The sequence below is a fragment of the Sideroxyarcus sp. TK5 genome, assembly GCF_054601595.1.
The window spans coordinates 281,266-306,757 of sequence record NZ_BAAHSJ010000001.1 but is presented as its reverse complement, the minus strand read 5'-3'; the positions used below and the strand labels follow the sequence as shown (position 1 = coordinate 306,757).

Sequence of the window (25,492 nt, the reverse complement as noted above, 5' to 3'; positions counted from 1 at the left end):
ACATCCTGCGAAGCAGTCAAAACCGCTGTTGCACCGCTTCGCGGGAGGATTTTGAATCGGCTGGATTCCCGCTTTCGCGGGAATGACGGAGCCACTGCAAAATGTCCGCTTCTGACCACGCCATCGCCGCTTACCTCGGCCTCGCCATCGGCGATGCGCTGGGTGCGACGGTGGAGTTCATGACGCCGCGCGAGATCAAAGCGAAATACGGCGTACATGACAAACTAATCGGCGGCGGTTGGTTGCATCTAAAACCCGGCCAGGTCACCGACGACACCACCATGTCGCTCGCACTCGGCACCTCCATACTCAAAGCAGGCAAGGTCGACGCGCTGTCCGCCGCGCAAGCCTTCGACGACTGGATGCGCGGCAAGCCGGTGGACATCGGCAACACCGTGCGCCGCAACCTTCTGCAATTCCGCAAGACCGGAAATCCCGAAGCGCCCTACTCCGACCACGACGCAGGCAACGGCGCAGCGATGCGCGTGCTGCCCGTCGCGCTCGCCACCTTCGGCCAAAGCGAAGACGCGGTGCGCGCCGCCTGCCGCGCACAGGCGCACGTCACCCACCATTGCGCACTATCGGATGCTGCCTGTGAATGTCTGGTGCTGATGGTGCAAGACGCACTGCGCGGCGCAAGCAAGAACGACCTGCTACACAAACACGCCCACCCCCTCGCGCAACAACATCCCTCGTTCAAATTCCGCGCCGTCAAACCCGCCGCCAATCCCAGCGGCTACATCGCCGACACTATGCCAGCCGTGTTCCAGAGCTTCTTCGATACCGACGATCTGCACGATTGCCTGGTCGATGTAGTCAATCGCGGCGGCGATGCCGACACCACCGGTGCCATCGCCGGCATGCTGGCGGGGGCGATGTATGGGATGGCAGGCATGCGCAAGGACTGGCTGGACACGCTGGACAAGGTGATAAGCACCAACTGTCGGGAACAGGCTGGCGCACTCCTGCAAATGCCGGTCTAGACGTAGCCTCCTGATACAACATCCCTCCTTCCCGTCCAGGCATCCGATACGGTGACGAACATACGCCGTGCTGCTATCTTGTACGCATGCAAGCTCATATCCCTACTATCTTCCTTGTTATCATTACGATCAGTTTCGCGCTCGCCGCCGCGATCGCCATGGTCAGCCTCGGCCGCAGGCACGGACTGATGCCGTGGGCATTCGGGCTCGCGCTGCACGGCATCGCCTATGTTTTCTTCAGCCTGCGCGGGGAGATCAGCGACTTCCTCAGCATCGTCGTCGCCAGCACCGCCATCTCCACCATGCTCGCTTTGTTTGCGGGCGGGATACGCAATATCAGCGGCCGCAGACCCTACCTGTGGCTGATCTGGGTACCGGTGCCGATCATCGCACTCGGCCTGAGCCTGTTGCTGGACGACTTCATCGCCCGCGTCGTGTTCAGTGCCGTGGTCTACATCTTCCAAGGCGGTCTCATCGGATGGTTCGCTTACCGCAGCGATTTCCAGAGCCGGGGGCGCTATGTGGTGATGGCCAGCACGCTGCTCCTTATCGTGGTCATGCTCATGCGCCTGCTGGGCGCACTGAACGGATCGCTGCCGATCTCCACCATCACCGCTTCCAGCCCGCTGCAGACGCTGACCTTCCTGATGACTATCGTCTCCACGCTGCTGACCGTGATCGGCATGCTGCTGATGACCTGGGAGCGCAACGAGCAACTGATCCGGGAATCCGAGATCCGCATGCGTACCCTGTTCGAAAGTACCAGCGATGCGGTGATGCTGCTCGACGAGCGCGGGTTCTTTGAATGCAACCCGGCCACGCTGAAAATGTTCGGCTGCCCGTCGAAGGAGGTCTTCGTCACCAAGAAACCGGCCGACCTGTCACCGCCGCAACAACCCGACGGCACCGACTCAGACGCCCTGGCCCAGCAGCAGATCGCGAAGGCCATGCGCGAATCGAGCAACCGCTTCGAATGGGTGCACCAGCGCCTGGATGACGGCCGCAGTTTCCCCGCCGAGGTGCTGCTCAACGCCATGGACTTCAACGGGCGGCATGTGCTGCAGGCGGTGGTGCGCGACATAACGGAGCGCAAGCGGCTGCAGGCGGAGCTCGAACGACAGGCCCACCACGACAATCTGACCGGACTGCACAGCCGCGGCCACTTCATGCAACGGGCCGAACTCGAAGTGTCCCGTGCCTTGCGGTATGCCCAGCCGCTGTCCCTGCTGATGATGGATATCGACGACTTCAAGAAGGTCAACGACACGCACGGCCACAAGGCGGGCGACGAAGTATTGAAGAAACTCGCGGAAGTCTGCCGCGCCACCCTGCGCGAGGTCGATGTGCCCGGTCGCATCGGTGGCGAGGAGTTCGCGGTGATATTGCCCGAGACCGGTATCGATGATGCACAAGAGGTCGCCGAAAGATTAAGGGAGAACATCGCCAATGCACAAGTCATGGCACCCCCAAGCCTGATCCAGAACTTCACGATCTCGATCGGCGTCGCCACTCTCGGGCCCGCCAACGGCAACCTCGATGCGCTGCTGGGTTCGGCGGACAAAGCCCTTTATGCGGCAAAAGATGCCGGTAAGAACAGAGTCATACGCAGTACAGCATGATTGGCGCTTGACGTCAGAACGAACGTTCTTTACAGTGCGAAGAACGTTCGTTCTGTGTGAGATTGCCATGATCCGTTTGCCCCCCAACACCGCCTTGCGCGGCGCGCACATGCCCCACTCGGCGCTGCTGTCGCTGACCCGCCCCAACCGCACCATGTTCGAGAAGCAGCGCGCGCTGTTGCGCAAAGCCGTTCCGGCCGGCTTCCCCTCGCCCGCCGACGACTATGTGGAGCGCCGCCTGAGCCTGGACGAGCACCTGATCCAGCACAAGGAATCCACCTTCTTCATGCGCGTGGCGGGCCACTCCATGCGCGAGCTGGGCATCTATGACGGCGACCTGCTGATCATCGACCGCGCCCTGCCCGCCACGCAAGACTGCGTGGTGGTCGCTGTGATCGACGGCGAGTTCACCGTGAAGCAACTGCACTACACCCCGCAAGGAAAAGTGCTACGCGCCGCCCACCCGGACTATCCCGACATCGTCATCAGCGACGAACAGGATTTTTCCATCTGGGGGGTGGTGCAGTGGAATGTGCACAAGGTTTGAACCCTGGTTTCCATTAGAAGGAACCCGTCATTCCGGCGAAGGCCGGAATCCAGATGATTAAACAAGTTCCCACGAAAGTGAGCCAACATCATGGCGTTGTCCGCTTCGCGGGTTAGTCTTTTGTGCTGGATACCGGCCTCCGCCGGTATGACGAATCAATCAGCGCTTACTTTGAATTTTCAGAGGTCCCCGGAATGAAGCGCGCCATCGCACTGGTCGACTGCAATAATTTTTACGTTTCGTGTGAACGCCTGTTCCAGCCCAAGCTGGAAGGCAAGCCGGTGGTTGTGCTTTCCAACAACGACGGTTGTGTGGTGTCGCGCTCGCAGGAGGTTAAGGACCTCGGAATGAAGATGGCGGCGCCCTGGTATCAGATGAAGGCGCTCGCCAAACGGCACGGTATCGTGGCCTTCTCTTCCAACTATGCCTTGTATGCCGACATCTCCAACCGCGTGATGTCGCTGCTGTCGCAGTTCAGCCCGCAGCAGGAGGTGTATTCCATCGACGAATCATTTCTGGAGCTGACCGGCATGCCCGGCAGCCATACCGAGTACGGACAACTTATGCGCCACACCATCCGCCAGTGCGTGGGCATCCCGGTGTGCGTGGGTATCGCGCCGAGCAAAACGCTGGCCAAACTGGCCAACCATGTCGCCAAGAAGCAGCCGCAGCGCAACGGCGTGTGCGACTTCAACAGCATGGATGAATATGAACTGGATGCGCTGCTTGCCAACATCGAGGTGGGCGAGGTGTGGGGCGTGGGTCGGCGCACCGCGCCGAAGTTGCAGGAGATCGGCATCCGCAGCGTGCTCGATCTGAAGCGCGCACCGGCCATGCAATTGCGCACCCGCTTCAGCGTGGTGTTCGAACGCATCGTGTCGGAACTGAACGGCGTGGCCTGTCTGGAGCTGGACGACCTGCCGCACGACAAGCAGCAGATCATCTGCTCGCGCTCGTTCGGCATGCTCACTTCCAGCCTGGACGATCTGGAACAGGCGGCCATCGCCTACACCACGCGCGCCGTGGAGAAACTGCGCCAGCAAAAATCCCTCGCCGGTGCGCTGCACATCTACGTGCGCACCAACCCACACCGCGAGCAGGACAAGCAATACCAGCAAGGCATACTCGTGCCGCTGGAGGAACCCGGCGACGACACGCGCGCGTTTTGCAAAGCGGCGCTGCACGGCCTGCGCCAGATCTACCGCAGCGGCTACGCCTACCAGAAGGTCGGCGTGATGCTGGCCGAGATCATCCCTGCCAGCGAACGCCCGCGCACTTTGTTCGACGACGATGCCGCGCGCGAAAGATCACGATCGCTGATGAACACCCTCGACCACATCAACCGCCGGATGGGCAGCGGCACGCTCAGATTGCTGGGAGAAGGAGCGAACCAGAGTTGGGCGATGCGCAGGGAGAGCGGTTCGCGGCGCTATACGACAGAATGGGATGGATTGCTGGTCTGCAATTGTTAGCCGCAAAAGGCAGCCTCACTTCCCTAACAAAACCTTCATCCACCCCTGCTGCACCGCACGCTTGCGCTTCTTCTCCAGCACTTTGCGGATGGATGATTTCGCCTGCGCGAAGTCCAGCACGCTGGCGGGGGTGATGGTGTCGCAGCGCAACACGTGGAAGCCGAGTTCGGATTCGATCACGTCGCTGACCTCACCCGCCTGCAGTGCGAACAGGGCCTGTTCCAGTTCCGGGAAGAGTTTGCCGCGCGGCAGGTCGCCTAGCTTGCCGCCTTCCAGCGCGGTGGGACATTCGGAATGCTTGAGTGCCTGCTCCTCGAAGCGCCCCGGTTCCTTGCGCACACGCTTTGCGATCTCTGTGATGCGCTGGAGCGCCGCCTCGCGCGTGTTCTCCGGGATGGTCTCGTTGATGGTGACCAGGATGTGGCGCGCCAGCCGTGTCTCCTGTCGCCGGAACTGGTCGGGATGGTACTGGTAGTACAACTCGACATCGGTGTCGGTGACATGCTCGGCATGCGTGCCGACCTTTTCCAGGATGGCTTCCACCCTGAGCTCCCGCTCGAGTGCTGCGGCGAACGCCGTTTCGCTCAGACCATTGCTGGCCAGATCGTCCGCGAAGTCGTCCTCGTTCTCGTAGCGGCCGCGAATCTCCTGCAGCGCGGACTTCAGCGTGGCGGGCGGCACCATCGCGTCGCGCGCCTCGGGGGCAGCAAGGATGAGCGCTTCGAGTTCGAACTGTTTCTGCGCCATGCTCTGCACGCGCTCTGTCTCGTCCGCTTCCAGCGCGGCGGGCGCTTTACCGTACAGTTTCTGCGCGGCTTTCAGTGCGAGATAGGCGACGCCGCTCTCGATCACTTCAGGCATGGTTCGCCTCCTTGCTGTCGTCATATACATGCACCGCCTCGATGGTCGCTTCCGGCACTTGCAACACATGGTCGTGGAAGATGACCTGATACTGCACACCACCGTCCTCGTCGCGCAGCACCTTCAGCACTTCGCCCTCCATGCCCGGCGACGCGCGCACCTCGCCGCGCACGGTGAGCGTGATCTTGCTGCGCACCTTCTCGCGGCTCTCGTATTTGCTGGGCACCCATTCGTCGTCGATGCCGATCAGTTCCTCTTCGCGGAAGCCGACGATCTTGTCCGGGTCGAGGAACTTCACGGTATAGATCAGCTGGTCCTGCAGGAAGGTGCCGACATTCATCACGAAGCCTGTCGTGCCGCGACGGATCAGCAGCGTGCCGGTGGGTACGCCCGGATAGGTGCCGTCGTTGCGCACATTGCGCACGATGCGGACTTCGTCGCCGAATTCGAACTTAGGCAGCATCTTTCTTGTTCACAGTGATGGAGGTGAGCGGGACGAACTTCACCTGCGGTTCGTGCATATGGAAAACCTTGAACACCTTCTCCGTGAGCGCGTCGGACTCGACGAAATCCTGATAGGCTCGGATCAGCAGACGGGTGTAGACCTCACGCTGCGCGGCCTCGTCTTCCGGCAATGCTTCCTTGCTCAGGTAGTTGTGATAACGCTGCAGGATATGCAGACGGTTCACATGCACCACGGACGGATCGAAATCTATTTCGAAGTAGTTCAGGAAATCCTCTGCGGATACCAGATCCTCCATCGCTTCTTCCAGAGTCAGATCGTCAGTCATCACATATTCCTTTCTTCATGTTCTACTTCACTCACCACTTCCAGCAGCGCCTTGCCGCCGATGCGATCGTGGCTGTCCAGTTGCACCAACTTCTCCAGCATGGCCCGGCCGGTCTCGCGATTGCCCAGACGCAGATTGATATAGCCCGCCGCCTTGAGCACCATCAGGTAGAAGCGTACCAGCCCCATCGAGCGCATCACACCGGCGCCGATGTTCTCTTCGCGCAGATAGATCCAGGTGTCGGGAAACGCCAGTCGCCGACCGACCACTGCCAGCGCGCTCTCGGCCACCAGCAGTGCATCGTCCAGTCTGTGCTGGTAGAAGTAATAGCGGTACAGAGCGACCAGCACCATCAGGTGTTGCGGCGCCATCAGGTTGGCGCGCAGCAGATAGCCCTCGCTCTCTTCGCTGCCGTAGGTGTCCGCCGCCTGCACCAGCAGGCGCGCGACATCCTGTGCCAGCGGCTCGTCGAAATACAGTTCGGCTTGGTCGAAATCCAGCAGGTCCATCATTCTTTCCTCAATTGACGCGCCACTTCCGTGCCGCACAGATCGTCCGCTTCGCAGGTGTGGCATTGCCCGTCCACCGGCTCACCCTGCTTGCGCAACTGGCCTTCCAGCACTTCGATGCGCTCCATCAGGCAGGCGATGGCGCGGCCGACCGGGTCGGGGATCAGGTGGTGGTCGAGGTTGATACCGTAGATGTTGTTCGCATCCGCCTCTTCGGTGCGCAGAACGATACGTCCGGGGATGCCGACCACGGTACGGTGTGCGGGCACGTCTTTCACCACCACCGAGTTGGCGCCCACGCGCACGTTCTCGCCCAGTGTGATCGCGCCCAGTATCTTTGCGCCCGCGCCGATCACCACGCCGTCGGCCAGGGTCGGGTGACGCTTGCCTTTGTTCCATGTCGTGCCGCCCAGTGTCACACCGTGATACAGCGTCACGTCGTTGCCGATCTCGGCGGTCTCGCCGATCACCACGCCCGCGCCGTGATCGATGAAGAAGCGGCGACCGATGGTGGCACCGGGATGGATGTCGATATTGGTGAGCAGGCGCGCGAACCAGCCGAGCAGGCGCGCCAGATAGCGCAGCTTCATGGTCCACAGTTTGTGCGCAATGCGCTGCAACAGGATGGCGTGCACACCGGGATAGGTGGTCAATACTTCGAAGCGCGAACGCGCGGCGGGATCGCGCTGGAACACGCAACGCACATCCTCGCGCAGCAACTGCAACAGTGATGGCAGGGACGGCTTCTCAATTTCAATGGTGGCGGTCATCGTATCGTTCATGTTGTTCTCCTAGTGCGCCATCAAGCCGGGCTCGCTGCGCCCGCCGTGATGTTGGCCGATGAACTTCTGGTAGATGAACAACAACTCTTGATCGGCGGGCGAGCGTTTGGCGCGCTCGGCGAAGCTGCGGATGTCCGGCAGCAGTGCGCGCGCCTCGGCCTGGCTCAGGTTCAGCCCCATATTTGCGTAGGCGGCGATGATTCCGTGCGCGCCGGAATGCTTGCCCACCACCAGCTTGTGCTGACGACCGACTTCGACCGGGTCATAACCCTGATAGGTGTCCGGATCTTTCAGCAGGCCGTCCACATGGATGCCGGCCTCATGGGTGAACACACCCTCGCCGGTGACACTCTTCTGCCAGGGGATGGGACGTCCCGATGCCGCAGCAACGATTTGCGACAGCGCAGGGAAATGCGTGAGGTCGATGCCGGTGCTCATACCGTAGAGTTTCTTCAAACCCAGCGCGACTTCCTCCAGCGGCGCATTGCCCGCACGTTCGCCCAAGCCGTTCACCGTGGTGTTGATGTGGGTCGCACCGGCCAGCGCGGCGGCCAGACTGTTGGCGGTGGCCAGACCCAGATCGTCGTGCGCATGCATCTCGATCTCGATGTCGCACACACTGCGTATCGCCGAGATCACCTTGTGCACGCCGAACGGCTCCATCACACCCAGTGTGTCGGCGAAGCGCAGACGCTGCGCACCGGCGACCTGCGCCGCCTCAGCCACCTGCAGCATGAATTCCGGATCGGCACGCGATGCATCCTCGCAGCCGACGATGATCTCCATGCCCATGTGGTACGCGCGCGGCACCACTTCATAGATGGTGTCGATCACCCACTGGCGGTCGCGCTTGAGTTTCTTCTGCAGATGGATGTCAGACACGGGGATGGACAGATCGAGCATCTGCACATCGATCTGTTCGCAGGTCCGCACGTCGTCCATGCACATGCGGTTCCAGGCGATCAGCTTTGCATTGAGTCCGAGTGACGCAACCGCATTGATACTGTCGCGCTCTTCCTGTCCCATGGCCGGGATGCCGACTTCCAGCTCCGGCACGCCCAGCGCATCGAGCTGACGTGCGATGTCCAGCTTCTCCTCCAGCGTGAACGCCACCCCGGCGGTCTGTTCGCCGTCGCGCAGGGTGGTGTCATCGATGGTGATGAAGCGGGACACGGTATGCCTCTCAATCCACGATCAGCAGGACGGCGCAGCTCATCCACATGGCGAACAGCGCGATGCCGACCTGTGTCGTCTCGTGTGTCTGCTTGATGGCTTTGCTCAAGGTTTTCATGCGTAGGTAGGCGCGAACGCCTCCTCTTTTGGCCCGTCGCCTTCCCAGTATGGCGACAGCTTGCGCAGTTGCGCGATGATCTCCGGCACCACGGCGATGACGCGATCCACTTCGGCTTCGGTGCTGTAACGTGACAGCGAGAAACGCACCGTGCCGTGCGCGGCGGTGTAGGGGATGCCCATGGCGCGCATCACATGCGAAGGTTCCAGCGAGCCGGAGGTGCAGGCGGAGCCGGAGCTGGCTGCGATGCCGAACTTGTTCAGCAGCAGCAGGATGGCCTCGCCTTCGATGAACTCGAACGCGATATTGCAGGTGTTGGGCAGGCGGTTATCGGGATCGCCGGTCACAAAAGAGCGCGGCACCTTGGCGAGGATGCCGGCTTCAAGTTTGTCGCGCAGGCGCTTCACTTCGGTGTTCTCGAACTCCATCGCTTCCATCGCCATCTCGGCAGCCTTGCCCAGGCCGACGATGGAGGTGGTGTTCTCGGTACCGGCACGGCGACCGCGCTCTTGGTGACCGCCGCGCAGCAGCGGACGGAAACGCACACCGCGCTTCAGGTACAGCACGCCGACGCCCTTGGGCGCATGCAGTTTGTGACCGGACACGGACAGCATGTCGATCTTGGTGTCTTTCAGATTCAGCGGCACCTTGCCGACGGCCTGCACCGCATCGGTATGGAACATCGCACCGGCAGCGTTCGCCAGCTCGGCCATCTCCACCACAGGGAAGAAAGTGCCGGTTTCGTTGTTGGCCCACATCACCGACACGACTGCGGTCTGGTCGCTCAACAGTTTCTTGTACTCATCCAGATCCAGACGGCCTTTGTTGTCCACCGGCAGGTAATGCACCTTGTAGCCATCCTTCTCCAGCCAGGCGCACAGCGTCAGCACGGCGGGATGTTCGACCGTGGTGGTGATGATTTCCTTGCGTTCCGGTTGCGCTTTCAATGCCGACAGGATGGCGGTGGAATCCGACTCGGTGCCGCAGGAAGTGAAGATGATCTCGGAGTCGTGTTCCGCACCGAGCAATTCTTGCACCTGCATGCGCGCCTTCTTGATGGCCAGCCCGACCTTGTTGCCGAAGCTGTGCATCGACGAGGGATTGCCGAACTGTTCGGTGAAGTAAGGCAACATCGCCTCCACCACCTGCTCATCCACCCGGGTGGTGGCGTTGTTGTCGAAATAGATGCCGGTCATTTAATTCCCCTAAATTCAGTACTGAGCACTGAGTTCCGAGTGCCGAGCCTGATGTACTCAGTACTCTGCACTCAGCACTCGTTTACGGATGGCAGGTCGCCCTGCTCAACGCCCCTGCCTTGGTCGGCACGATCTTGATGAACTCTTTCAGCTCCTCCATCAGCTTCTGCTGGATACCTTGCAGCGTCAGCGCTTCCATCTGGCAACCGGCGCAGGCACCGGTCATGCTGACGTAGATGGTCTTGCCGTCCACATCCAGCAATTCGATGTCGCCGCCGTCGCGCTTGAGTTGCGGGCGCACCGATTCCAGCACCGCTTCGATCTTCTTGATGCGCTGCAGATTGGTCATGCCGGCAGGCTTGGCCTCTTCCTTGGCCGGTGTGCCGGGCTTGAAGCTGTCGCCACGCTCGGCCATCACCTTCACCAGGATCTCTTCGATCCCTTCGTGACAGGAGGAGCAGCCGCCGCCCGCCTTTGTGTAGTTGGTCACGTCCTGCACGGAAGAGAGGTTGTTGGCACGGATGGTGTCTTCGATCATCACCGCGTCGATGGCGAAGCATTTGCAGATCAGCGCGCCTTCCTCGTGGTCGTCGCTCCACACCTCGCCGCGATAGTTGGCGACCGCAGCTTGCAGTGCTTCGCGCCCCATCACCGAACAGTGCATCTTCTCCGGCGGCAAACCGTCGAGGTAATCGGCGATGTCCTGGTTGCTCACCTTCAATGCTTCGTCCAGCGTCTTGCCCTTGATCATCTCGGTCAGCGCCGAAGAAGACGCGATGGCCGAGCCGCAGCCGAAGGTCTGGAAATGCGCGTCGAGGATGATGTCGGTCTCCGGCTCAACCTTGAGCATCAGGCGCAGCGCGTCGCCGCAGGAGATCGAGCCGACGTCGCCCACGCCGTTGGCGCCTTCCAGCACACCGGCGTTGCGCGGTTGAAAGAAGTGTTCTTTGACTTTTTCAGAGTAGTCCCACATGGCGATGCTCCTTAAGCGTTGAAGGAAGAGCCGCACGCACAGGTCGAGCTGGCGTTCGGGTTCTCGAATTTGAAACCGCTGCCGGTCAGGCTTTCCACGTAGTCCACCGTCACGCCTTCCAGCAAGGGGGCGGACAAGGGATCGACCAGCAGGGTGACGGTGCCGACTTCGACGACCACGTCGTCTTCGTTCCTGGCTTCTTCCAGCGACATGCCGTACTGGAAGCCGGAACAGCCGCCGCCGGAGATGGCGATGCGCAGGCCGGCGACCGGCTCGGCGGCGCCCTTGATGAAACGCTCCACGGCAGTGGCGGCGGTCGGGGTGAGAGTGATCATGTTCGGCTCCTTGATTGGTTGGGTACGACCTATCAAGTGCAAGCTGTGTGCCAGCCCGTGCCGGAAATGCAATCTACTGTTTTATATGGAAGTTATTTTGCGGGTACGCTCTACCCCGCTGTGTGCAACAAGACGGAGTGGCGAGCTTGTAGGTTTTGCGACAAGGCCCGCACGGACATAGGCTGTCGTGCGGGGATCGTTGTCTTGTTTGGGGATGATGATAGGTTTTGGAGAAAGACCGACCAACTTGAATTGGTCGGAGCGAGAGGATTCGAACCTCCGACCCCTGCGTCCCGAACGCAGTGCTCTACCAGGCTGAGCCACGCTCCGAAGTGCTGCTGAAACTGCTTAGAACTGTCGCGTTGCCGCGAAGTGTGCCAATTCTAACAGAGCGCGTTTGAATTGAGTATCCGCCAATGCAGAAATCGCCGCACATCCCGCCTCGGCTTCCCGCAACGCCTGCTGGCGCGTGAAATCCAGCGCGCCGGTCGCCTCGATGATGGCCTGCACTTCCGGCAGACGCGCCACGTCGCCTTCCTCGATGGCGGCCCGCACCAAGGCGGCCTGTTCCGGTGTGCCGTGCTGCATGGCGTGGATCAGCGGCAGCGTCGGTTTGCCCTCGGCCAGGTCGTCGCCCAGATGTTTGCCGGTCTGCGCCTCGTCGGCGGAATAGTCCAGCACGTCGTCGATCAATTGGAAGGCCGTGCCCAGATGCATGCCGTATTTCGCGGCGGCGGCTTCCTCTTCCGCCGAGACTTTGCCGAGGATGGCCCCCAGACGCATCGCCGCCTCGAACAGCTTGGCCGTCTTGCAATGGATGACGCGCATGTAGTTGGCCACATCCACATCGGCATCGTGGCAATTGAGCAGTTGCAGCACCTCGCCCTCGGCGATGACGTTGGTCGCATCGGCCAGCACTTCCATCACGCGCATCTCGCCGGTCTCTACCATCATCTGGAACGCGCGCGAATAGAGGAAGTCGCCCACCAGCACGCTGGCCGCGTTGCCGAACAGTGCATTGGCGGTCTCCCGGCCACGGCGCAACTCGGACTCGTCCACCACGTCGTCATGCAACAAGGTCGCGGTATGGATGAACTCCACCACGGCGGCGAGGTTGTGATGCTGCGACCCCTGATAGCCGAATGCCTGTGCCGACATCAGCACCAGCGCAGGGCGCAAGCGCTTGCCGCCGCTGTTGACGATGTATTCGCCGACCTGGTTGACCAGCACCACTTCGGAATGCAGGCGCGCGCGGATCACCGCATCCACTGCTGCCATATCCGGCGCAAGCAACTCTTTCAGACTATCCAAGGATCTCCCCTATCGGAACCGGCGCGTAACGCGCTCTCTAAGTTTGGGCGCGCATTCTCTCATAAATGGGCCTTTTGGCACCGCATCAGGTACAGGCCGATGCCTACCCCCAGCGCACTCAGCGCCACCACATACCAGGCCGGCACCTGCGCGCCCAGCACCGGCAGCAACAGGCTGACCAGCACCGGCGTCATGCCGCCGAACACGGCGTAGGCCACGTTGTAGGAGAAGGACAGGCCGGAGAAGCGCACGGCGGGCGGGAACTGCATGACGGCGGCGCTGGGCACTACGCCGATCACGCCGACGAAGAAACCGTTCAGGGCGTACAACATATATAAGTGTTCCGTGCCGCTCGCCAGTTGCTGGTAGAGCAACCATGAGGTCGCGCCCAATGCCACGCAGCCGTAGGCGAGTACGCGCCCCGCGCCGTAGCGGTCGGCCAGTGCACCGAACACGATGCAACCTATGGTCAGCGCCAAGGTGGCGAAGCTGTTGGCGGTGAGCGCGGTGGCGCCGGGGATGGCGAACAGCTTCTGCATCAAGGTCGGCGTCATCAATATCATCACCACCACGGCGGCGGAGAGCAGCCAGGTCATGAGCATGGTGAGCACCACAGCCGGGCGGTGCGCGCGCACCACTTTCTTGAGCGGCAACTCGTCGGCCAGTTGCTGGCGCGCCTGCATCTCCTTGAACACCGGCGTCTCGTGCAGATACTGGCGCAGCCACACGGCGAACAGGCCGAACACGCCGCCCAGGATGAACGGCACGCGCCAGCCTTCGGCCAGCAGCGCAGCGGGATCGTAGGCATGGTTGACGGCCGTCGCCACCAGCGAACCGAGCAGGATGCCGCCGGTCAGGCCGGCGGTGAGCGTGCCGCAGGCGAATCCGACATGCCGTGGCGGCACGTGTTCGGCCACGAACACCCAGGCACCCGGCACCTCGCCGCCGATGGCCGCGCCCTGCAGCACGCGCAAGGCCAGCAGCAGCAAGGGGGCGGCGATGCCCCAAGCGGCATAGGTGGGCAGCAGACCGATGAGCAGCGTGGGCACGGCCATCAGCAGGATGCTGAGCATGAACATGCGCTTGCGGCCGAACAGGTCGCCGAAGTGCGCCATGATGATGCCGCCCAGCGGGCGCGCCAGATAACCGGCGGCGAAGATGCCGAAGGTCTGCACCTGGCGCAGCCAGTCGGGCATGTCGGGCGGGAAGAACAGTTGCGAGATGGCCGCCGCGAAGAACACGAAGATGACGAAGTCGTAGAACTCCAGCGCGCCGCCCAGTGCGGCCAGCGTCAGCGTGCGGTAATCATTGCGCGTCAGGCTGGACACGTTTCCTCCGCAAGACATATTGCAGGTTCACCTTGATGGTCACCCACACGGCATAGATCGCCAGCGGCGCGTCGATCAGGTAATCCCACAGGTTGGTCGATTCGAGCAGGTTGAAACTCCAGCCGCTCGCGGCCAGCGCGAACACCAGCGGCAACAGGTAGAAGCCGCGCCGCATCAGCCACAGCGCAAGCAGAGCCAGCATCAACAGCAGGCCGACGCCGCCATAGCCGGAGCGGTACGGATCGAGCGATCCCAGTCCCAGCGCGAACGGATACAGCAGCAACGCCAGCACGGCGAGGAAGCCAAGCAGCGCGCTGCGCTCGCGCGCATCCCACGGCGGCGTCACCTTGAACAGTCGCGCGTACACCGCAAAAGACAACAGCAGCATGCTGGTGATGCTCAGATCACCCACCATGCCGCGCAGCCAGATCGCCAGCGACCAGCCCGCGATCGGGAACATCACTGCCACATAGCCCAGCCCCGCCAGCAATGCACGGCGCTTGCCGTCGAGACGCTGCGCATACGGCAGACGCAACACCAACAGCAGCCACACCAGCGCCAGTCCGCTCAATCCCATCCAGTCGGTGAACAGCATCACTGGCCTCCTTTCGCAGCCAGCCGGTTCTTCAACCAGAGGGCATCGATACGCACATGTTTGATGAAGGTGCGGTTCCAGGTGTAGGCGAGATGGATGTCGCCGTTATGCGTCTGGATCATGTAGGGATAGGAGAACTCGAAATGGCAGTTCCCGCCACCCACCACCTTTGGACGCGCCGACTCGACATAGGGTGCCAGCGTTTGCGCATCCGCCTTGAGCAACAGAGGATCGCTGCTGCGCAGCAGTTTCTCCGTGACATCCAGGCAGACACCCTCGGACATCTCCATATCGCGCAGCACGTTCATCTCCTCCAGGCGGTGCAGCTCATGCCAGCTTGCGCCGCCGTCCTCCGACAGTTGCAGGCTCAACGATTCGCGGCCGTGCTGCTGGTCGTTCAAAACCGCCAGCAAGCGGCCGTCCTCCAGCGCCAGCGCGGTCAGCGCGGCATCGGGGTTGCGCATGGAATTCTTGTGCGGTGCCGCCCAATGGCGTCCGCCGTCGTCGGTCGTCATCACCACCACGCGCTTGTCCGCGTCCTTGCCGGAATAACGGTTGAGCACCAGCGCATCTTTCTCGCTGCGCACCAGCACCACCGGCTGCAAAGTACCTTGCCCGCCCGCTGCCAGACGCTGCTTGTCGATCACCTTGCCAGAATGGTCGAGGCGCAGGATCTCTGAGAACTTGCTGATGAACTCGTGGTACACCGGCAGGCCCATGGTGCCGTCGGCATAGAAGAACGGCGCACCCTTGACCAGCGTGCTGATGTTGATGAACGGCGAAGTGACCAGACGGCGCGGCGCACTCCAGCTCTCGCCTTCATCGTTCGAGGTCATCAGCGTGATGGAGCTGCCGGCCCAGCCGCCCAGCGACACCGTCACATAGAACAGCCACAGCTCGCCGTTGGCCGCGCGTACCGCCACCGGATTGCCGACCTTGGCGATGTAGCGGTGCAGACCGAGCTGCGTGCTCTTGCGCCCCGCCACTTCATGCTCGCGCCACCAGGTGTTCGCGGTCGGGTCGTAGATGGCGCTGTTGATGGTGACATCCGCCGCACCTTCGCGGCTGCCGGTGAACCAGAACGCGCGCAGACGGCCGTCCTTCAGTTCCACCAGCGAAGCGGCGTGGGTCGAGGTTAGCTGGCGGCTGGACACCAGATGCGCTTCCAGCTTGCCCATCACCACGCGCGGCTCGGGCGGTTCGGCACGGCGCCCGCGACGCTTCTTCGCCACCGGCGCGGGTGCAGGTTCGGCATCCAGCACCACCGGCTCCGGCAGGCGGAAATCGAAACCCAGTTGCCAGCTCGCGGCCTTGGACAAGGCCAGTGTGAACGCCGCCAGCACGAACGCCAACAGAGCGAGGCGCTTATATTTCCCCATCAACGACACCCTTCCTCATTCTGCATTCCCTCTCCGTTGCCCGCCGGGGCACGCAGCAGCCATTCGCGCACGAACAGTTGCTGCATCACGTCGCCGCCCAGCATGGCTTTGATCTCCGCATCGTTATGCCGGCCGCGTATCTCCAGACGGGAACCGATCACTTCACATTCATCACAGGGCTTGTCCTGCAAAGGCAACTGCACCGCGAATAGCGCGTAGTGCGCTTTCAGTTCATCCAGCGGCACCGGCGGCTGCGCATGGTAACCGTGAATGCGCGCTGCGGGCAGCAGGAATCGATAGTCTTCCCAACTGGCGCGGAAATCGCATGGCACCCACACATCGTGGTCCTGCGTCGCCTTCTGTGCGGCCGCATCGTAACGGCCCGCCGCGCCGTCGAAGGGACGCAGGAACATGGCGAGCACGAGCAAGGTCAGCAAGGCCACGACTGAGGTCAGGCCGCGCGTCCAGCGTTTCGCATAGATCGCCAGGGCGACAAGCACAGCAGTGAAGATCAGTACTGCCCAGAACAGCCTGTCGTACAAACCGCCCATCTGCGCTTCCAGGTTGTACGCGAGCCAGCCGAACAAGGCGAGCACCGCGACCGAGGCCAGCAGGCTGGCAACGAACGCGGCGCGCGGGATGCGTTGCCAGTTCAACGCAAGCAGCAAAGCCACGCCCGGCATGGCATCGAGCAGGTAGCGCGCCGAACGCTGGCTGGGGATGGCGAAGATCACGAACAGGGCTATCATCCACATCCACAACAGGCGCTCTTCGTCGCTCATGCGATAGCGTCGTTGCCAGGCGATGACGAACAATGCCATCACCGGAAAGGCGAGCAGACCGGCGTTGAGCGGATAGCCGAGCAGCAGCACCCAGACGCTGCTGCCGCCCCACAGCAGTTTCGCCCAGTAGCTGCCGCCGTGCGGGTCGAACTTTCCGGCGTTCTCGCCCAGCACGAACTCCTGCCACACCGCCTGCGGATCGGGATCGAGCGCGAACCACAGCGCGAACAGCCCCAGCGCGACCACGCCGACGATCACCAGCTTCATCACATCGTGCAACAGGAAGGGGCGCAGGCGATAGCTGCGCTGGCTCAGATACCACCAGCTCAGCGCGATGCCGACCGGCGCGAGCAGCGCGAACGATTTATACAGCAGGCCGATGCCGGTAAAGACACCGAGCAACAGCGGCACGGCGATGCGCGAATCGAAAGCGCGCTCGCGCCAGTACAGCAGAGTGAAGAACGGCAGGAACAGCCAGAACGTCTCGGCCGGATTGACCAGATAGGGGCGACCGAAGCGGTAGGTGCTGAAGAAGGCGAGGAAGGCCAGCGCCGCCGTCGCGCCCACCACGCACTCGCCGCCCAGCTTGCGCCCGAGCAGGAACACCAGCCAGGCGGTGAGCAATGTGTAGAGCACGCTGGGATAGCGGAGATGCCAGCGGTCCCATTCCGTCGCCCATTCAGTAGAGAGGATGCCCTGCCAGAACAGCAGCGGCGGTTTGGTGTTGCGCATGTTGTCCAGATTCGACTGCAATGGCAGCCAGTCGCCGCTTTGCGCGGTCAAATGCGTGATATGTGCATACACGTTCTCGTCGCCGTTGCGCGGAATGTGCAGACCATCAAGCGCGTAGAAGTAGACGAATACGGCCAGTGCCACAGCCGCCAGGTATTGCAGCGGACGCGATTCGGCAAGATGTCTCATCGGGTCGCGCAACATGTCAGTCGTGGCGTTGTCGTGCAGCCGCAGCCTTGAGCTTTAAGCGGCCGAATGTCCAGATGTCGTTGAGCAGGAAGTTGATCACGCTGGTGACACCGATGGCGATGAAGTTGGCGATCAGGTAATAGACGTGCGGTGCCAGCAGGTTGGTGAACATGAACTGCAGGGCGATGCTCACGCCGCAGGCCAGCGTGTATTGGCCGAACTGCACGATCCACGGGCGGTGCTGATGTTGCACGCGATCACGCCAGGTCCACAGCCTGTTCCAGAAGAAATTGTTCAGTGTCGCCAGGAAGATCGCCACGGATAGCGAGACATTGAGCAGCACCCAGTCGACCTGCCCCGCCACGCTCTGCACATGGAAGACATGCTCTTGCATGACATACAGCGCCCCCTGGTTGACCACGATACCGGACACGCCGACGGTGCCGAACTTGAGGAAGCGCAGGGAGAAGATGCGCCGCAGCAGCGAAGCGGTGCGCATGCGGAGCTTGAACGGCGTCATGCGACCGGTTGCTCCTGCAGCAGTTCGCGAGCGCGCGCCAATACTTGAGCAGGGGTGATGCGTTTCAGACACTGGTTGTCCCCGTCACACGGGGAGTTGCGGTGGTTATACGCCGTCAGGCAGGGCGAGCAAGACAGGCCGGTGAACAAGCAATGGATGTTGGGCGCCAGCGGGCTGTACAGCGCGGGCGTCTCGGGGCCGAAGAACACCAGCGTCGGCAGCGAAGTGAGCGCGGCGAACTGGCCGGGACCGCCGTCGTTGGTCACCAGCAGCACTGCGCGCTGGAACACTGCCAGCAGATGGCGCACGTTGCGCGTGTAGCCGGTGAGGTCTATGCAATGCTCGTGTTTGCAATGCGCGACGATGCGCTTGGCCAGCGGCTTGGCATCGGGCAGACCGATCAGGCCGACCACATAACCATCGCCCAGCAAAGCATCGCAAAGTTGCTCGTAATACTCAGGCGGCCAGGCACGGATGGGCAGGATGCCGCCGTCGGGATAGACCAGCACCAGCTTCCGGCCGCCCAGCACGGGGAAATCCCGCTCCAGTTGCGCGATCTCGCGCGCCACTTCGCCGTCCTCGAACTTCAGCAGCGGCGGTGCGCCGACCGCTTCCGGCACGCGCTTGGCGATAGGACGGCCCTTCGACTCTATGGCCTCGACCATGGTCAGGAACTGCTGCGACAGATGCTGATAGGGGTTGTACATCACCTTGCGGTTCATGAAGGAACCGCGGTACAGGCCTTCCTGGGTGTGCGGTTCGAACCCCACGCGCACCCTGGCGCCGGACAGGTAGGAGAAGATGCTGCTGATGCGCGTGAACAGCTCGCAGTCGATCACCACGTCGAGATCCAGCGCACGCATCCTGCGGATGGCTTGCAGGCTGTCGCCGGCGAATTCGCCCAGCGCCTTGTCGTTGAGGGTGATGACGTTCTCCTTCGGCATCACGCCCTGCAGGTCGAGCACCTCACGGTTCTTGCGGAACATCAGCATATACAACTCGGCATCCGGATAGCGGCGCTTGAGTTCGGCGAACATGGGCTGCGCCAGCACCAGGCTGCCCATCTCGGACAGCAGCACGATGAGGATGCGCTTGGGCTGGGATACCGTGGCAGGTGCGACGAACGCCGACTTCAGCCGCTCATAGAGCGACAGGGCTGCGCAAATGGGTACTCCGGCCAGCCGGTCGACGGCTCTCTGGAAATCGATGTTCAATGGATGGTCCCATGCTTGGAAAAAACCGAATGCGGCATGACCGGCATTCGGTGCCGTGGAATTATCGGCTAAAGCGCCAACCTGGACAAGCTGGCAGGCTGTTCGCGCTTCCCCTCTTGGTGTAAATTGCCGCGCATGGACGCAGCCACCACATCCCCGCAGACCACCCAGCCGCCCGCCTTCCTTGGCAACTACCGCATCCTGCGCATGATCGGCCACGGCGCGACCAGCGATGTGTTCCTCGGGTTCGACCCGTTCAACAAGCGCGAAGTCGCGATCAAGGTCATCAAACAATCCTTCCTCGAAGACACGCGCAACGGACGCCAGAACCGCAAGCATCTGCAGAACGAGGCCGCACTGGCCGGCACGCTGAACCACCCGCACATCGTCGATATCTATGAGGCGGTGATCGCCGACGACATCAGTTATATCGCGATGGAGTTCGTACCCGGCGGCACGCTGGAACAGCATATCCGCTCCGACAACCTGCTGCCGCTGGATGCGGTCGTGGAGCGCATGTACGAATGCTGCCGCGCGCTCAACTATGCGCAATACAACGGCGTCATCCACCGCGACATCAAGCCGGCCAACCTGCTGCTGACCGCGGACGGGCACGTCAAGATCTCCGACCTCGGCGCGGCAGTGCGCATGGACATCGAACAGACACAGAGCAACGTCGGCTCGCCCAACTACATGTCGCCGGAACAGGTGCGCGGCGAATCGCTGTCGCACCTGACCGATATCTATTCGCTGGGCGTGGTGATGTACCGACTGCTCACCGGTCATTCTCCCTACAGCCCGAAGAATCTGGCGCACCTGTACCAGCAGATCATGAACGAGATGCCGCCAATGCCGACCTCCCTGCGCAAGGACCTGCCGCCGCAGCTGGAACGCATCGTGATGCGCGCGCTGCAGAAGAAGCCTGAGGACCGCTATGCCAGCTGGCGCGAGTTCGGCGACGAGTTGGCTGCACTCGGCCATTTCGAGAAAAGCGACCTCGAGGTGGCCGAGAACGAAAAGTTCAAGATCCTGCGCAAGATGAAGTTCTTCAGTGACTTCAGCGATCTGGAACTGTGGGAGGTGCTGCGCATCGCCGAGTGGCACAAGCAGCCGGAGAAGACAGTGCTGATGCGCGAGAACGAGATGAGCGACGCCATCTATTTCATCATCGACGGCAGTGTCAGCGTCACGCGCGGCTCGCGCCTGCTGATCGCCCTGCGCGGTGGCGACTGCTGCGGCGAGATGGCCTACATCCGCGGCAAACAGCTGCCGCGCTCGGCTACGGTCACCGCCAACACCGAGATCTCGGTGATGAAGCTCGACCCGCAACAGATCGCGCAACTTTCCGACAGTTGCCAGGGGCATTTCAATCAGGCCTTCCTTTACGTGCTGGCCGAACGCCTGCGCTTGGCGGATGAACGCATCTCGCGTCTGGTCAGTTAGAATCGCGTCCTTTTTAAGGAGGAACATGTCATGGCACAAAAGACCATCATACAAACGCCCGACGCACCTGCCGCCATCGGCACCTACTCGCAAGCGGTGCGCGTCAACGACACCGTTTATCTGTCGGGCCAGATCGGGTTAGACCCGATAAGCATGCAGATGGTGGACGGCATCGAAGAGCAGATCCACCGTGTGTTCCAGAACCTGCGTGCGGTCGCCAATGCCGCCGGCGGCAGCCTGGACGACGTGGTCAAGCTCAATATCTTCCTCACTGACCTGATCCACTTCGCCAAGGTCAACGAGATCATGGCGAGCTACTTCCGCCAGCCCTACCCGGCACGCGCTGCCGTCGGCGTCGCCACCCTGCCGCGAGGCGCGCTGGTGGAAGCGGACGGGGTGCTCGTACTGCAGGATTGAGCCAGCCGCTGAAAATCGCGCCGGCCACGCTGGCCAAACTGGCCAAGCTCGGCATCCATCACCGTACCGACCTGCTGCTGCATCTGCCGCTGCGCTACGAGGACGAGACGCATATCACGCCCATCGGCGAAGCGCTACCGGGGGAGACGGTGCAGGTGCAGGGCGAGGTCACCCATTGCGAAGTGATGTTCCGCCCGCGCCGCACGCTGGTGTGCCGTATCCGGCAGGGCAGCGACGAACTCACGCTGCGCTTCCTGAATTTCTACCCCAGCCAGCAGAAACAACTCGCGGTCGGCAAGACCATCCGCGCCATCGGCGAGGTGCGCGGCGGATTCTTCGGGCTGGAGATGGTGCACCCGAAATGCAAGGCCGTGGACGAAGACACGCCGCTGCCGCAGAGCCTGTCGCCGGTGTACCCGACCACCGCGGGGCTGTCGCAGACCGTATTGCGCAAGCTGATCGCCAACGCACTGGAAAGCATCCCGCTCAGCGACACGCTGCCCGCTGCATTGATCGAGCGCCTGGCACTCGCCGACTTCGCCGACATCCTGCGCCTGCTGCATAACCCCACGCCAGACATCTCCGCCGCCACGCTGGAGAAGCGCAGCCACCGCGCATGGCGACGCATCAAGTTCGACGAGTTGCTGGCGCAGCAACTGTCGATGCGCGTACATCACCGCGAACGCTGCAAACGCGCCGCCCCCGCCCTGCCCGCACACGACAAGCTCACGCATGCCCTGCTCGACAAGCTGCCGTTCCGGCTCACCGGCGCGCAACAGAAAGTGTGGCGCGAGATCGCGCACGACCTGTCGCAATCACACCCGATGCAGCGCCTGTTGCTGGGTGACGTGGGCAGTGGCAAGACCATCGTCGCCGCACTGGCCGCCCTGCAGGCGATAGAGAACGGCTATCAGGTCGCGTTCATGGCGCCGACCGAGATATTGGCCGAGCAGCATTATCTGAAGCTGCACGAATGGCTGACGCCGCTAGGCATTGCACCGGTGTGGCTGTCCGGCAGCCTGAAGAAGAAGGCCAAGACCGAGGCCGCCGCGCGCATCTCATCGGGCGATACCCTGCTCGCCATCGGCACGCACGCGCTGTTCCAGAAGGATGTCGAGTTCCACAAACTCGGACTCGCCATCATCGACGAGCAGCACAAGTTCGGCGTGCAGCAACGGCTGGCGTTGCGCAACAAGGGCAAGGAACCGCACCAGTTGATGATGAGCGCGACGCCCATCCCGCGCACACTGGCCATGAGCTATTACGCCGACCTCGACGTGTCGGTGATCGACGAACTGCCACCGGGGCGCACACCCATCGTCACCAAACTGGTGAGCGACGCGCGACGCGAGGAAGTGTTCGAGCGCGTGCGTACCGCCTGCCTTGCGGGACGACAGGCGTACTGGGTGTGTCCGCTCATCGACGAATCGGAAGCGCTGCAATTACAGACCGCTTTGGAAACGCACGCCACACTGACCGAGACATTCCCCGAGCTGCGCATCGGACTCGCCCACGGCAAGTTGAACAGCGAGGAGAAAGCCGCCACCATGGCCGCCTTCAAATCAGGCGAACTGCAACTGCTGGTCGCCACCACGGTGATCGAGGTCGGCGTGGACGTGCCCAATGCCAGCCTGATGGTGATCGACCACGCCGAGCGCATGGGGCTGGCGCAACTGCACCAGTTGCGCGGCCGCGTGGGACGCGGCGCGGCGGAGAGCATGTGCGTGCTGCTGTTCCAGCAGCCGCTGTCGGAGCTCGCGCGCGAACGCCTGCGCGTCATCTACGAGAACACGGACGGCTTCATCATCGCGCAGCAGGACTTACAATTGCGCGGCCCCGGCGAACTGCTGGGCGCGCGCCAGAGCGGCGTGGCGATGCTGCGCTTCGCCGACATCAGTGAAGACGAAGAGCTGCTGGATATGGCGCGAGAGATCGCTGAAGAACTGCTGCGCGACCACCCGGACGCGGTGCGCACGCATTTACAAAGATGGATGGCGAACAAGCATGACTTCCTGCAAGTCTGATCCCTACTGGAACGGCTCCGCGCTGGGTTGCAGCGCAGCCATGCGCCCGTGGCTGAACGACCACGGCTCGCTCACTGCGCGCATCCAGCAGCGTTGCGCTCAGTTCGCGGTGCGCCCGGTGCGCAGCGGCCTCGCGCGCATCGCCTGCGACGAAGCAGCCGTGCTGGGTATCGCACCGCATCGACTCGCGTATTCGCGCGAGGTGTTCCTGCATGCCGACGGTCAGCCAGTGGTGTTCGCGCACAGCGCCTGCCATGCCGACGACCTGCGCGGCGCCTGGCAGGCCATGAAGGGATTGGGCAACCGCTCGCTCGGCAGCCTGTTATTCACCCATCCGCTGGTCGTGCGCCACCCGCTGCACTTCGCCGCCCTGCGCCCACACCACCCGCTGTATCAAAGTGCCGTCTGTGCCATCGCCGCCCGCCCGGAAAGACTCTGGGCGCGCCGCTCGCTGTTCACCCTGCACGGCGCCCCGCTGCTGGTGACCGAAGTCTTTCTGCCCGAGATATTGAAGCTCAAGCGCTGAGTCGCTCGGGTAAAATCCCGGCATGGACCTCAAACAACGCCTCTCGCTCTACATCCAGCTCACCCGCCTGAACCGCCCCATCGGCATCCTGCTGTTGTTGTGGCCGACCTTGTGGGCGGTGTGGATCGCCGGTGCGGGCAGTCCCTCATTGCTCATCATCTTCATCTTTACGCTGGGCACGGTGCTGATGCGTTCCGCCGGATGTGCCATCAACGACTATGCCGACCGTCACATCGACCTGCATGTGGAACGCACCCAGCATCGCCCGCTCACCAGCGGCAAGGTGAGCGAACGCGAGACGGTGTGGCTGGCGGTGATACTGGCGCTGCTCGCCTTCGCGCTCATCCTGCCACTCAACCCGCTCACCTGGCTTCTGGCCTTCCCCGCTGTCTTCCTCGCCGCCAGCTACCCGTTCACAAAACGCTTCTTCGCCATCCCGCAAGCCTACCTCGGCATCGCCTTCGGCTTCGGCATCCCCATGGCCTTCGCCGCACAGATCGGCCATGTGCCGCCGGCGGCTTGGGTGCTGCTGCTCGCCAACGTGTTCTGGGCCATCGCCTACGATACCGAGTACGCGATGGTCGATCGTGATGACGACATCCATCTCGGCATCCATTCCTCGGCATTGTTGTTCGGAAGTTTCGATGTGGCGGCGGTGATGACGTGCTACGTCATCACACTGATCCTGCTGGCGCTGGCGGGTGTGATGGCCGGTCTGGGCTGGCTCTATTTCATCGGGCTGCTGGTCGCTGCAGGCATCGCGGTGCACCACTACACGCTGATCAGGGATCGCCAGCGCGAGGATTGCTTCAAGGCCTTCCTGCACAACAACTGGTTCGGGGCCGCGGTGTTCGTGGGCGTGGCGGGGGATTATCTGCTGCGGTGACAGGCAGGACCATTCATCCGGTGCAATGGCTGTTGCCAATTGCGCCCACCTTTCTTACAAGCTACGCAACATCCACGCAATATTTGGGCTACGGCGTAACATGGCGCAAGCGCCATATTAGCCTTCACCGGAAGAACGCCAGAATTTCCGTGGGCGATCGTTCACTTACTCCTCGAGCAAGCTACGGAGCATCCAGGCGTTCTTTTGGTTCCGACATCACGCGACGATGAGACTGTCGCATGAGTCTCCACCGAAAAAATGCATGAGTGCAGCGACACTCTTTCTTACGGCTAATCCTCCAGCAGGCTGCGTAACATCCACGCGTTTTTTTCATGCACTTCCATGCGTGCTGACAGAAGATCTACCGTGGGCTGGTCGCCCGCCTTCTCGGCGATGGGCAACACTTCTCGTGCGGTGCGCGCGACGGTCTCCTGACCTTCCACCAACTGGCGGATCATCTCTTTCGCGCTGGGAACGCCGTCGCTCTCCTTGATGCTGGTGAGTGCGGCGAACTGCTTGTAGCTGCCCGGTGCGGGATAGCCCAGCGTGCGGATACGTTCGGCCACCAGGTCGACGGCATTCCAGGTCTCGGTGTATTGCGTCATGAACATCAGATGCAGCGTCTGGAACATGGGACCGGTCACGTTCCAGTGGAAGTTGTGGGTCTTGAGATACAGCGTATAGGTGTCGGCCAGCATACGGCTGAGGCCGTCGGCGATCCTCTTGCGGTCCTTGTCGTTGATGCCGATGTTGATGGCGACGGGTTTGCTCTTGCTCATGATGGTTC

Annotated in this window: 26 protein-coding genes and 1 tRNA gene; 9 read left to right on the top strand and 18 right to left on the bottom strand. The window is 62.2% G+C overall.

Going from position 1 to position 25,492, the window contains the following annotated elements:
• Positions 1-101 precede the first annotated feature (101 nt).
• The 4 genes from draG to ACYPYQ_RS01465 all read left to right on the top strand — a co-directional run bounded on the left by draG (position 102) and on the right by ACYPYQ_RS01465 (position 4,621).
• Positions 102-983 (top strand): ADP-ribosyl-[dinitrogen reductase] hydrolase, encoded by an 882-nt coding sequence (draG, locus tag ACYPYQ_RS01480; protein WP_459718377.1) that lies wholly within the window; start codon positions 102-104, stop codon positions 981-983.
• Positions 984-1,069: 86 nt separating this feature from the next.
• Positions 1,070-2,602, top strand: coding sequence for a sensor domain-containing diguanylate cyclase (locus ACYPYQ_RS01475; protein ID WP_459718373.1), 1,533 nt, complete (start codon positions 1,070-1,072; stop codon positions 2,600-2,602).
• 67 nt (positions 2,603-2,669) lie between these two features.
• Positions 2,670-3,149, top strand: coding sequence for a LexA family protein (locus tag ACYPYQ_RS01470; RefSeq protein WP_459718370.1), 480 nt, complete (start codon positions 2,670-2,672; stop codon positions 3,147-3,149).
• A 194-nt stretch (positions 3,150-3,343) separates the two neighbouring features.
• Positions 3,344-4,621, top strand: a complete 1,278-nt coding sequence (locus ACYPYQ_RS01465) for a Y-family DNA polymerase (RefSeq protein WP_459718367.1) — start codon at positions 3,344-3,346, stop codon at positions 4,619-4,621.
• 15 nt (positions 4,622-4,636) lie between these two features.
• Here the strand turns inward: ACYPYQ_RS01465 and nifM are convergent, their stop codons facing one another.
• The 17 genes from nifM to ACYPYQ_RS01380 form a co-directional block, all read right to left on the bottom strand.
• Positions 4,637-5,482, bottom strand: coding sequence for a nitrogen fixation protein NifM (nifM, locus tag ACYPYQ_RS01460; protein WP_459718364.1), 846 nt, complete (start codon positions 5,480-5,482; stop codon positions 4,637-4,639).
• Entirely contained in the window at positions 5,475-5,945 is a 471-nt protein-coding gene (locus tag ACYPYQ_RS01455; RefSeq protein ID WP_459718360.1) for a nitrogen fixation protein NifZ, read from the bottom strand. Before ACYPYQ_RS01455 ends, nifM begins: the two co-directional genes overlap by 8 nt.
• Complete coding sequence (nifW, locus tag ACYPYQ_RS01450; protein ID WP_459718357.1) at positions 5,935-6,273, bottom strand: nitrogenase-stabilizing/protective protein NifW; 339 nt, start codon at positions 6,271-6,273, stop codon at positions 5,935-5,937. The genes ACYPYQ_RS01455 and nifW overlap by 11 nt, the downstream gene beginning before the upstream one ends.
• Complete coding sequence (locus ACYPYQ_RS01445; RefSeq protein ID WP_459718354.1) at positions 6,273-6,782, bottom strand: hypothetical protein; 510 nt, start codon at positions 6,780-6,782, stop codon at positions 6,273-6,275. The genes nifW and ACYPYQ_RS01445 overlap by 1 nt, the downstream gene beginning before the upstream one ends.
• Complete coding sequence (gene cysE, locus ACYPYQ_RS01440) at positions 6,782-7,564, bottom strand: serine O-acetyltransferase (protein ID WP_459718351.1); 783 nt, start codon at positions 7,562-7,564, stop codon at positions 6,782-6,784. The genes ACYPYQ_RS01445 and cysE overlap by 1 nt, the downstream gene beginning before the upstream one ends.
• Before the next feature lie 9 nt (positions 7,565-7,573).
• On the bottom strand, positions 7,574-8,737 hold the full coding sequence (gene nifV, locus ACYPYQ_RS01435) for a homocitrate synthase (RefSeq protein WP_459718348.1): 1,164 nt from the start codon (positions 8,735-8,737) through the stop codon (positions 7,574-7,576).
• 114 nt (positions 8,738-8,851) lie between these two features.
• Complete coding sequence (gene nifS / locus ACYPYQ_RS01430) at positions 8,852-10,051, bottom strand: cysteine desulfurase NifS (protein ID WP_459718345.1); 1,200 nt, start codon at positions 10,049-10,051, stop codon at positions 8,852-8,854.
• An 82-nt stretch (positions 10,052-10,133) separates the two neighbouring features.
• On the bottom strand, positions 10,134-11,024 hold the full coding sequence (gene nifU / locus ACYPYQ_RS01425) for a Fe-S cluster assembly protein NifU (RefSeq protein WP_459718341.1): 891 nt from the start codon (positions 11,022-11,024) through the stop codon (positions 10,134-10,136).
• Between the two features lie 11 nt (positions 11,025-11,035).
• Positions 11,036-11,359: an iron-sulfur cluster insertion protein ErpA gene (gene erpA / locus ACYPYQ_RS01420; RefSeq protein WP_459718336.1), complete on the bottom strand. Its 324-nt coding sequence runs from the start codon at positions 11,357-11,359 to the stop codon at positions 11,036-11,038.
• 253 nt (positions 11,360-11,612) lie between these two features.
• Positions 11,613-11,689: transfer RNA gene (locus ACYPYQ_RS01415), tRNA-Pro, on the bottom strand.
• A gap of 18 nt (positions 11,690-11,707) precedes the next feature.
• Positions 11,708-12,670 (bottom strand): octaprenyl diphosphate synthase, encoded by a 963-nt coding sequence (gene ispB / locus ACYPYQ_RS01410; RefSeq protein WP_459718333.1) that lies wholly within the window; start codon positions 12,668-12,670, stop codon positions 11,708-11,710.
• 59 nt (positions 12,671-12,729) lie between these two features.
• The gene (locus tag ACYPYQ_RS01405; RefSeq protein ID WP_459718329.1) at positions 12,730-13,998 is read right to left on the bottom strand and encodes an MFS transporter; all 1,269 of its coding nucleotides are present in this window, start codon (positions 13,996-13,998) and stop codon (positions 12,730-12,732) included.
• Entirely contained in the window at positions 13,976-14,593 is a 618-nt protein-coding gene (locus ACYPYQ_RS01400) for a hypothetical protein (RefSeq protein WP_459718327.1), read from the bottom strand. Before ACYPYQ_RS01400 ends, ACYPYQ_RS01405 begins: the two co-directional genes overlap by 23 nt.
• The gene (locus ACYPYQ_RS01395; protein ID WP_459718324.1) at positions 14,593-15,972 is read right to left on the bottom strand and encodes a sialidase family protein; all 1,380 of its coding nucleotides are present in this window, start codon (positions 15,970-15,972) and stop codon (positions 14,593-14,595) included. Before ACYPYQ_RS01395 ends, ACYPYQ_RS01400 begins: the two co-directional genes overlap by 1 nt.
• Complete coding sequence (locus ACYPYQ_RS01390; RefSeq protein ID WP_459718321.1) at positions 15,972-17,675, bottom strand: ArnT family glycosyltransferase; 1,704 nt, start codon at positions 17,673-17,675, stop codon at positions 15,972-15,974. The genes ACYPYQ_RS01395 and ACYPYQ_RS01390 overlap by 1 nt, the downstream gene beginning before the upstream one ends.
• 16 nt (positions 17,676-17,691) lie before the next feature.
• Positions 17,692-18,195, bottom strand: coding sequence for a GtrA family protein (locus tag ACYPYQ_RS01385; protein WP_459718317.1), 504 nt, complete (start codon positions 18,193-18,195; stop codon positions 17,692-17,694).
• Entirely contained in the window at positions 18,192-19,409 is a 1,218-nt protein-coding gene (locus tag ACYPYQ_RS01380) for a glycosyltransferase family 9 protein (RefSeq protein ID WP_459718314.1), read from the bottom strand. The genes ACYPYQ_RS01385 and ACYPYQ_RS01380 overlap by 4 nt, the downstream gene beginning before the upstream one ends.
• 135 nt (positions 19,410-19,544) lie before the next feature.
• On the opposite strand from ACYPYQ_RS01380, the gene ACYPYQ_RS01375 reads away from it, so the two are divergent.
• From ACYPYQ_RS01375 to ubiA, 5 genes are read left to right on the top strand one after another with little or no spacing between them, the layout of a single operon-like run.
• Positions 19,545-20,852 (top strand): protein kinase domain-containing protein, encoded by a 1,308-nt coding sequence (locus ACYPYQ_RS01375; RefSeq protein ID WP_459718309.1) that lies wholly within the window; start codon positions 19,545-19,547, stop codon positions 20,850-20,852.
• Positions 20,853-20,882: 30 nt separating this feature from the next.
• Positions 20,883-21,269, top strand: a complete 387-nt coding sequence (locus tag ACYPYQ_RS01370) for a RidA family protein (RefSeq protein ID WP_459718305.1) — start codon at positions 20,883-20,885, stop codon at positions 21,267-21,269.
• A complete protein-coding gene (gene recG, locus ACYPYQ_RS01365) occupies positions 21,266-23,293 on the top strand; it encodes an ATP-dependent DNA helicase RecG (RefSeq protein WP_459718302.1) in 2,028 nt (675 codons plus the stop codon). The genes ACYPYQ_RS01370 and recG overlap by 4 nt, the downstream gene beginning before the upstream one ends.
• Entirely contained in the window at positions 23,274-23,819 is a 546-nt protein-coding gene (locus ACYPYQ_RS01360; RefSeq protein WP_459718299.1) for a chorismate--pyruvate lyase family protein, read from the top strand. Before recG ends, ACYPYQ_RS01360 begins: the two co-directional genes overlap by 20 nt.
• 22 nt (positions 23,820-23,841) lie before the next feature.
• Complete coding sequence (gene ubiA / locus ACYPYQ_RS01355) at positions 23,842-24,705, top strand: 4-hydroxybenzoate octaprenyltransferase (RefSeq protein ID WP_459718296.1); 864 nt, start codon at positions 23,842-23,844, stop codon at positions 24,703-24,705.
• Between the two features lie 290 nt (positions 24,706-24,995).
• On the opposite strand, the gene ACYPYQ_RS01350 is transcribed toward ubiA, so the two are convergent.
• Positions 24,996-25,484, bottom strand: a complete 489-nt coding sequence (locus tag ACYPYQ_RS01350) for a Dps family protein (RefSeq protein WP_459718292.1) — start codon at positions 25,482-25,484, stop codon at positions 24,996-24,998.
• Positions 25,485-25,492: the final 8 nt, after the last annotated feature.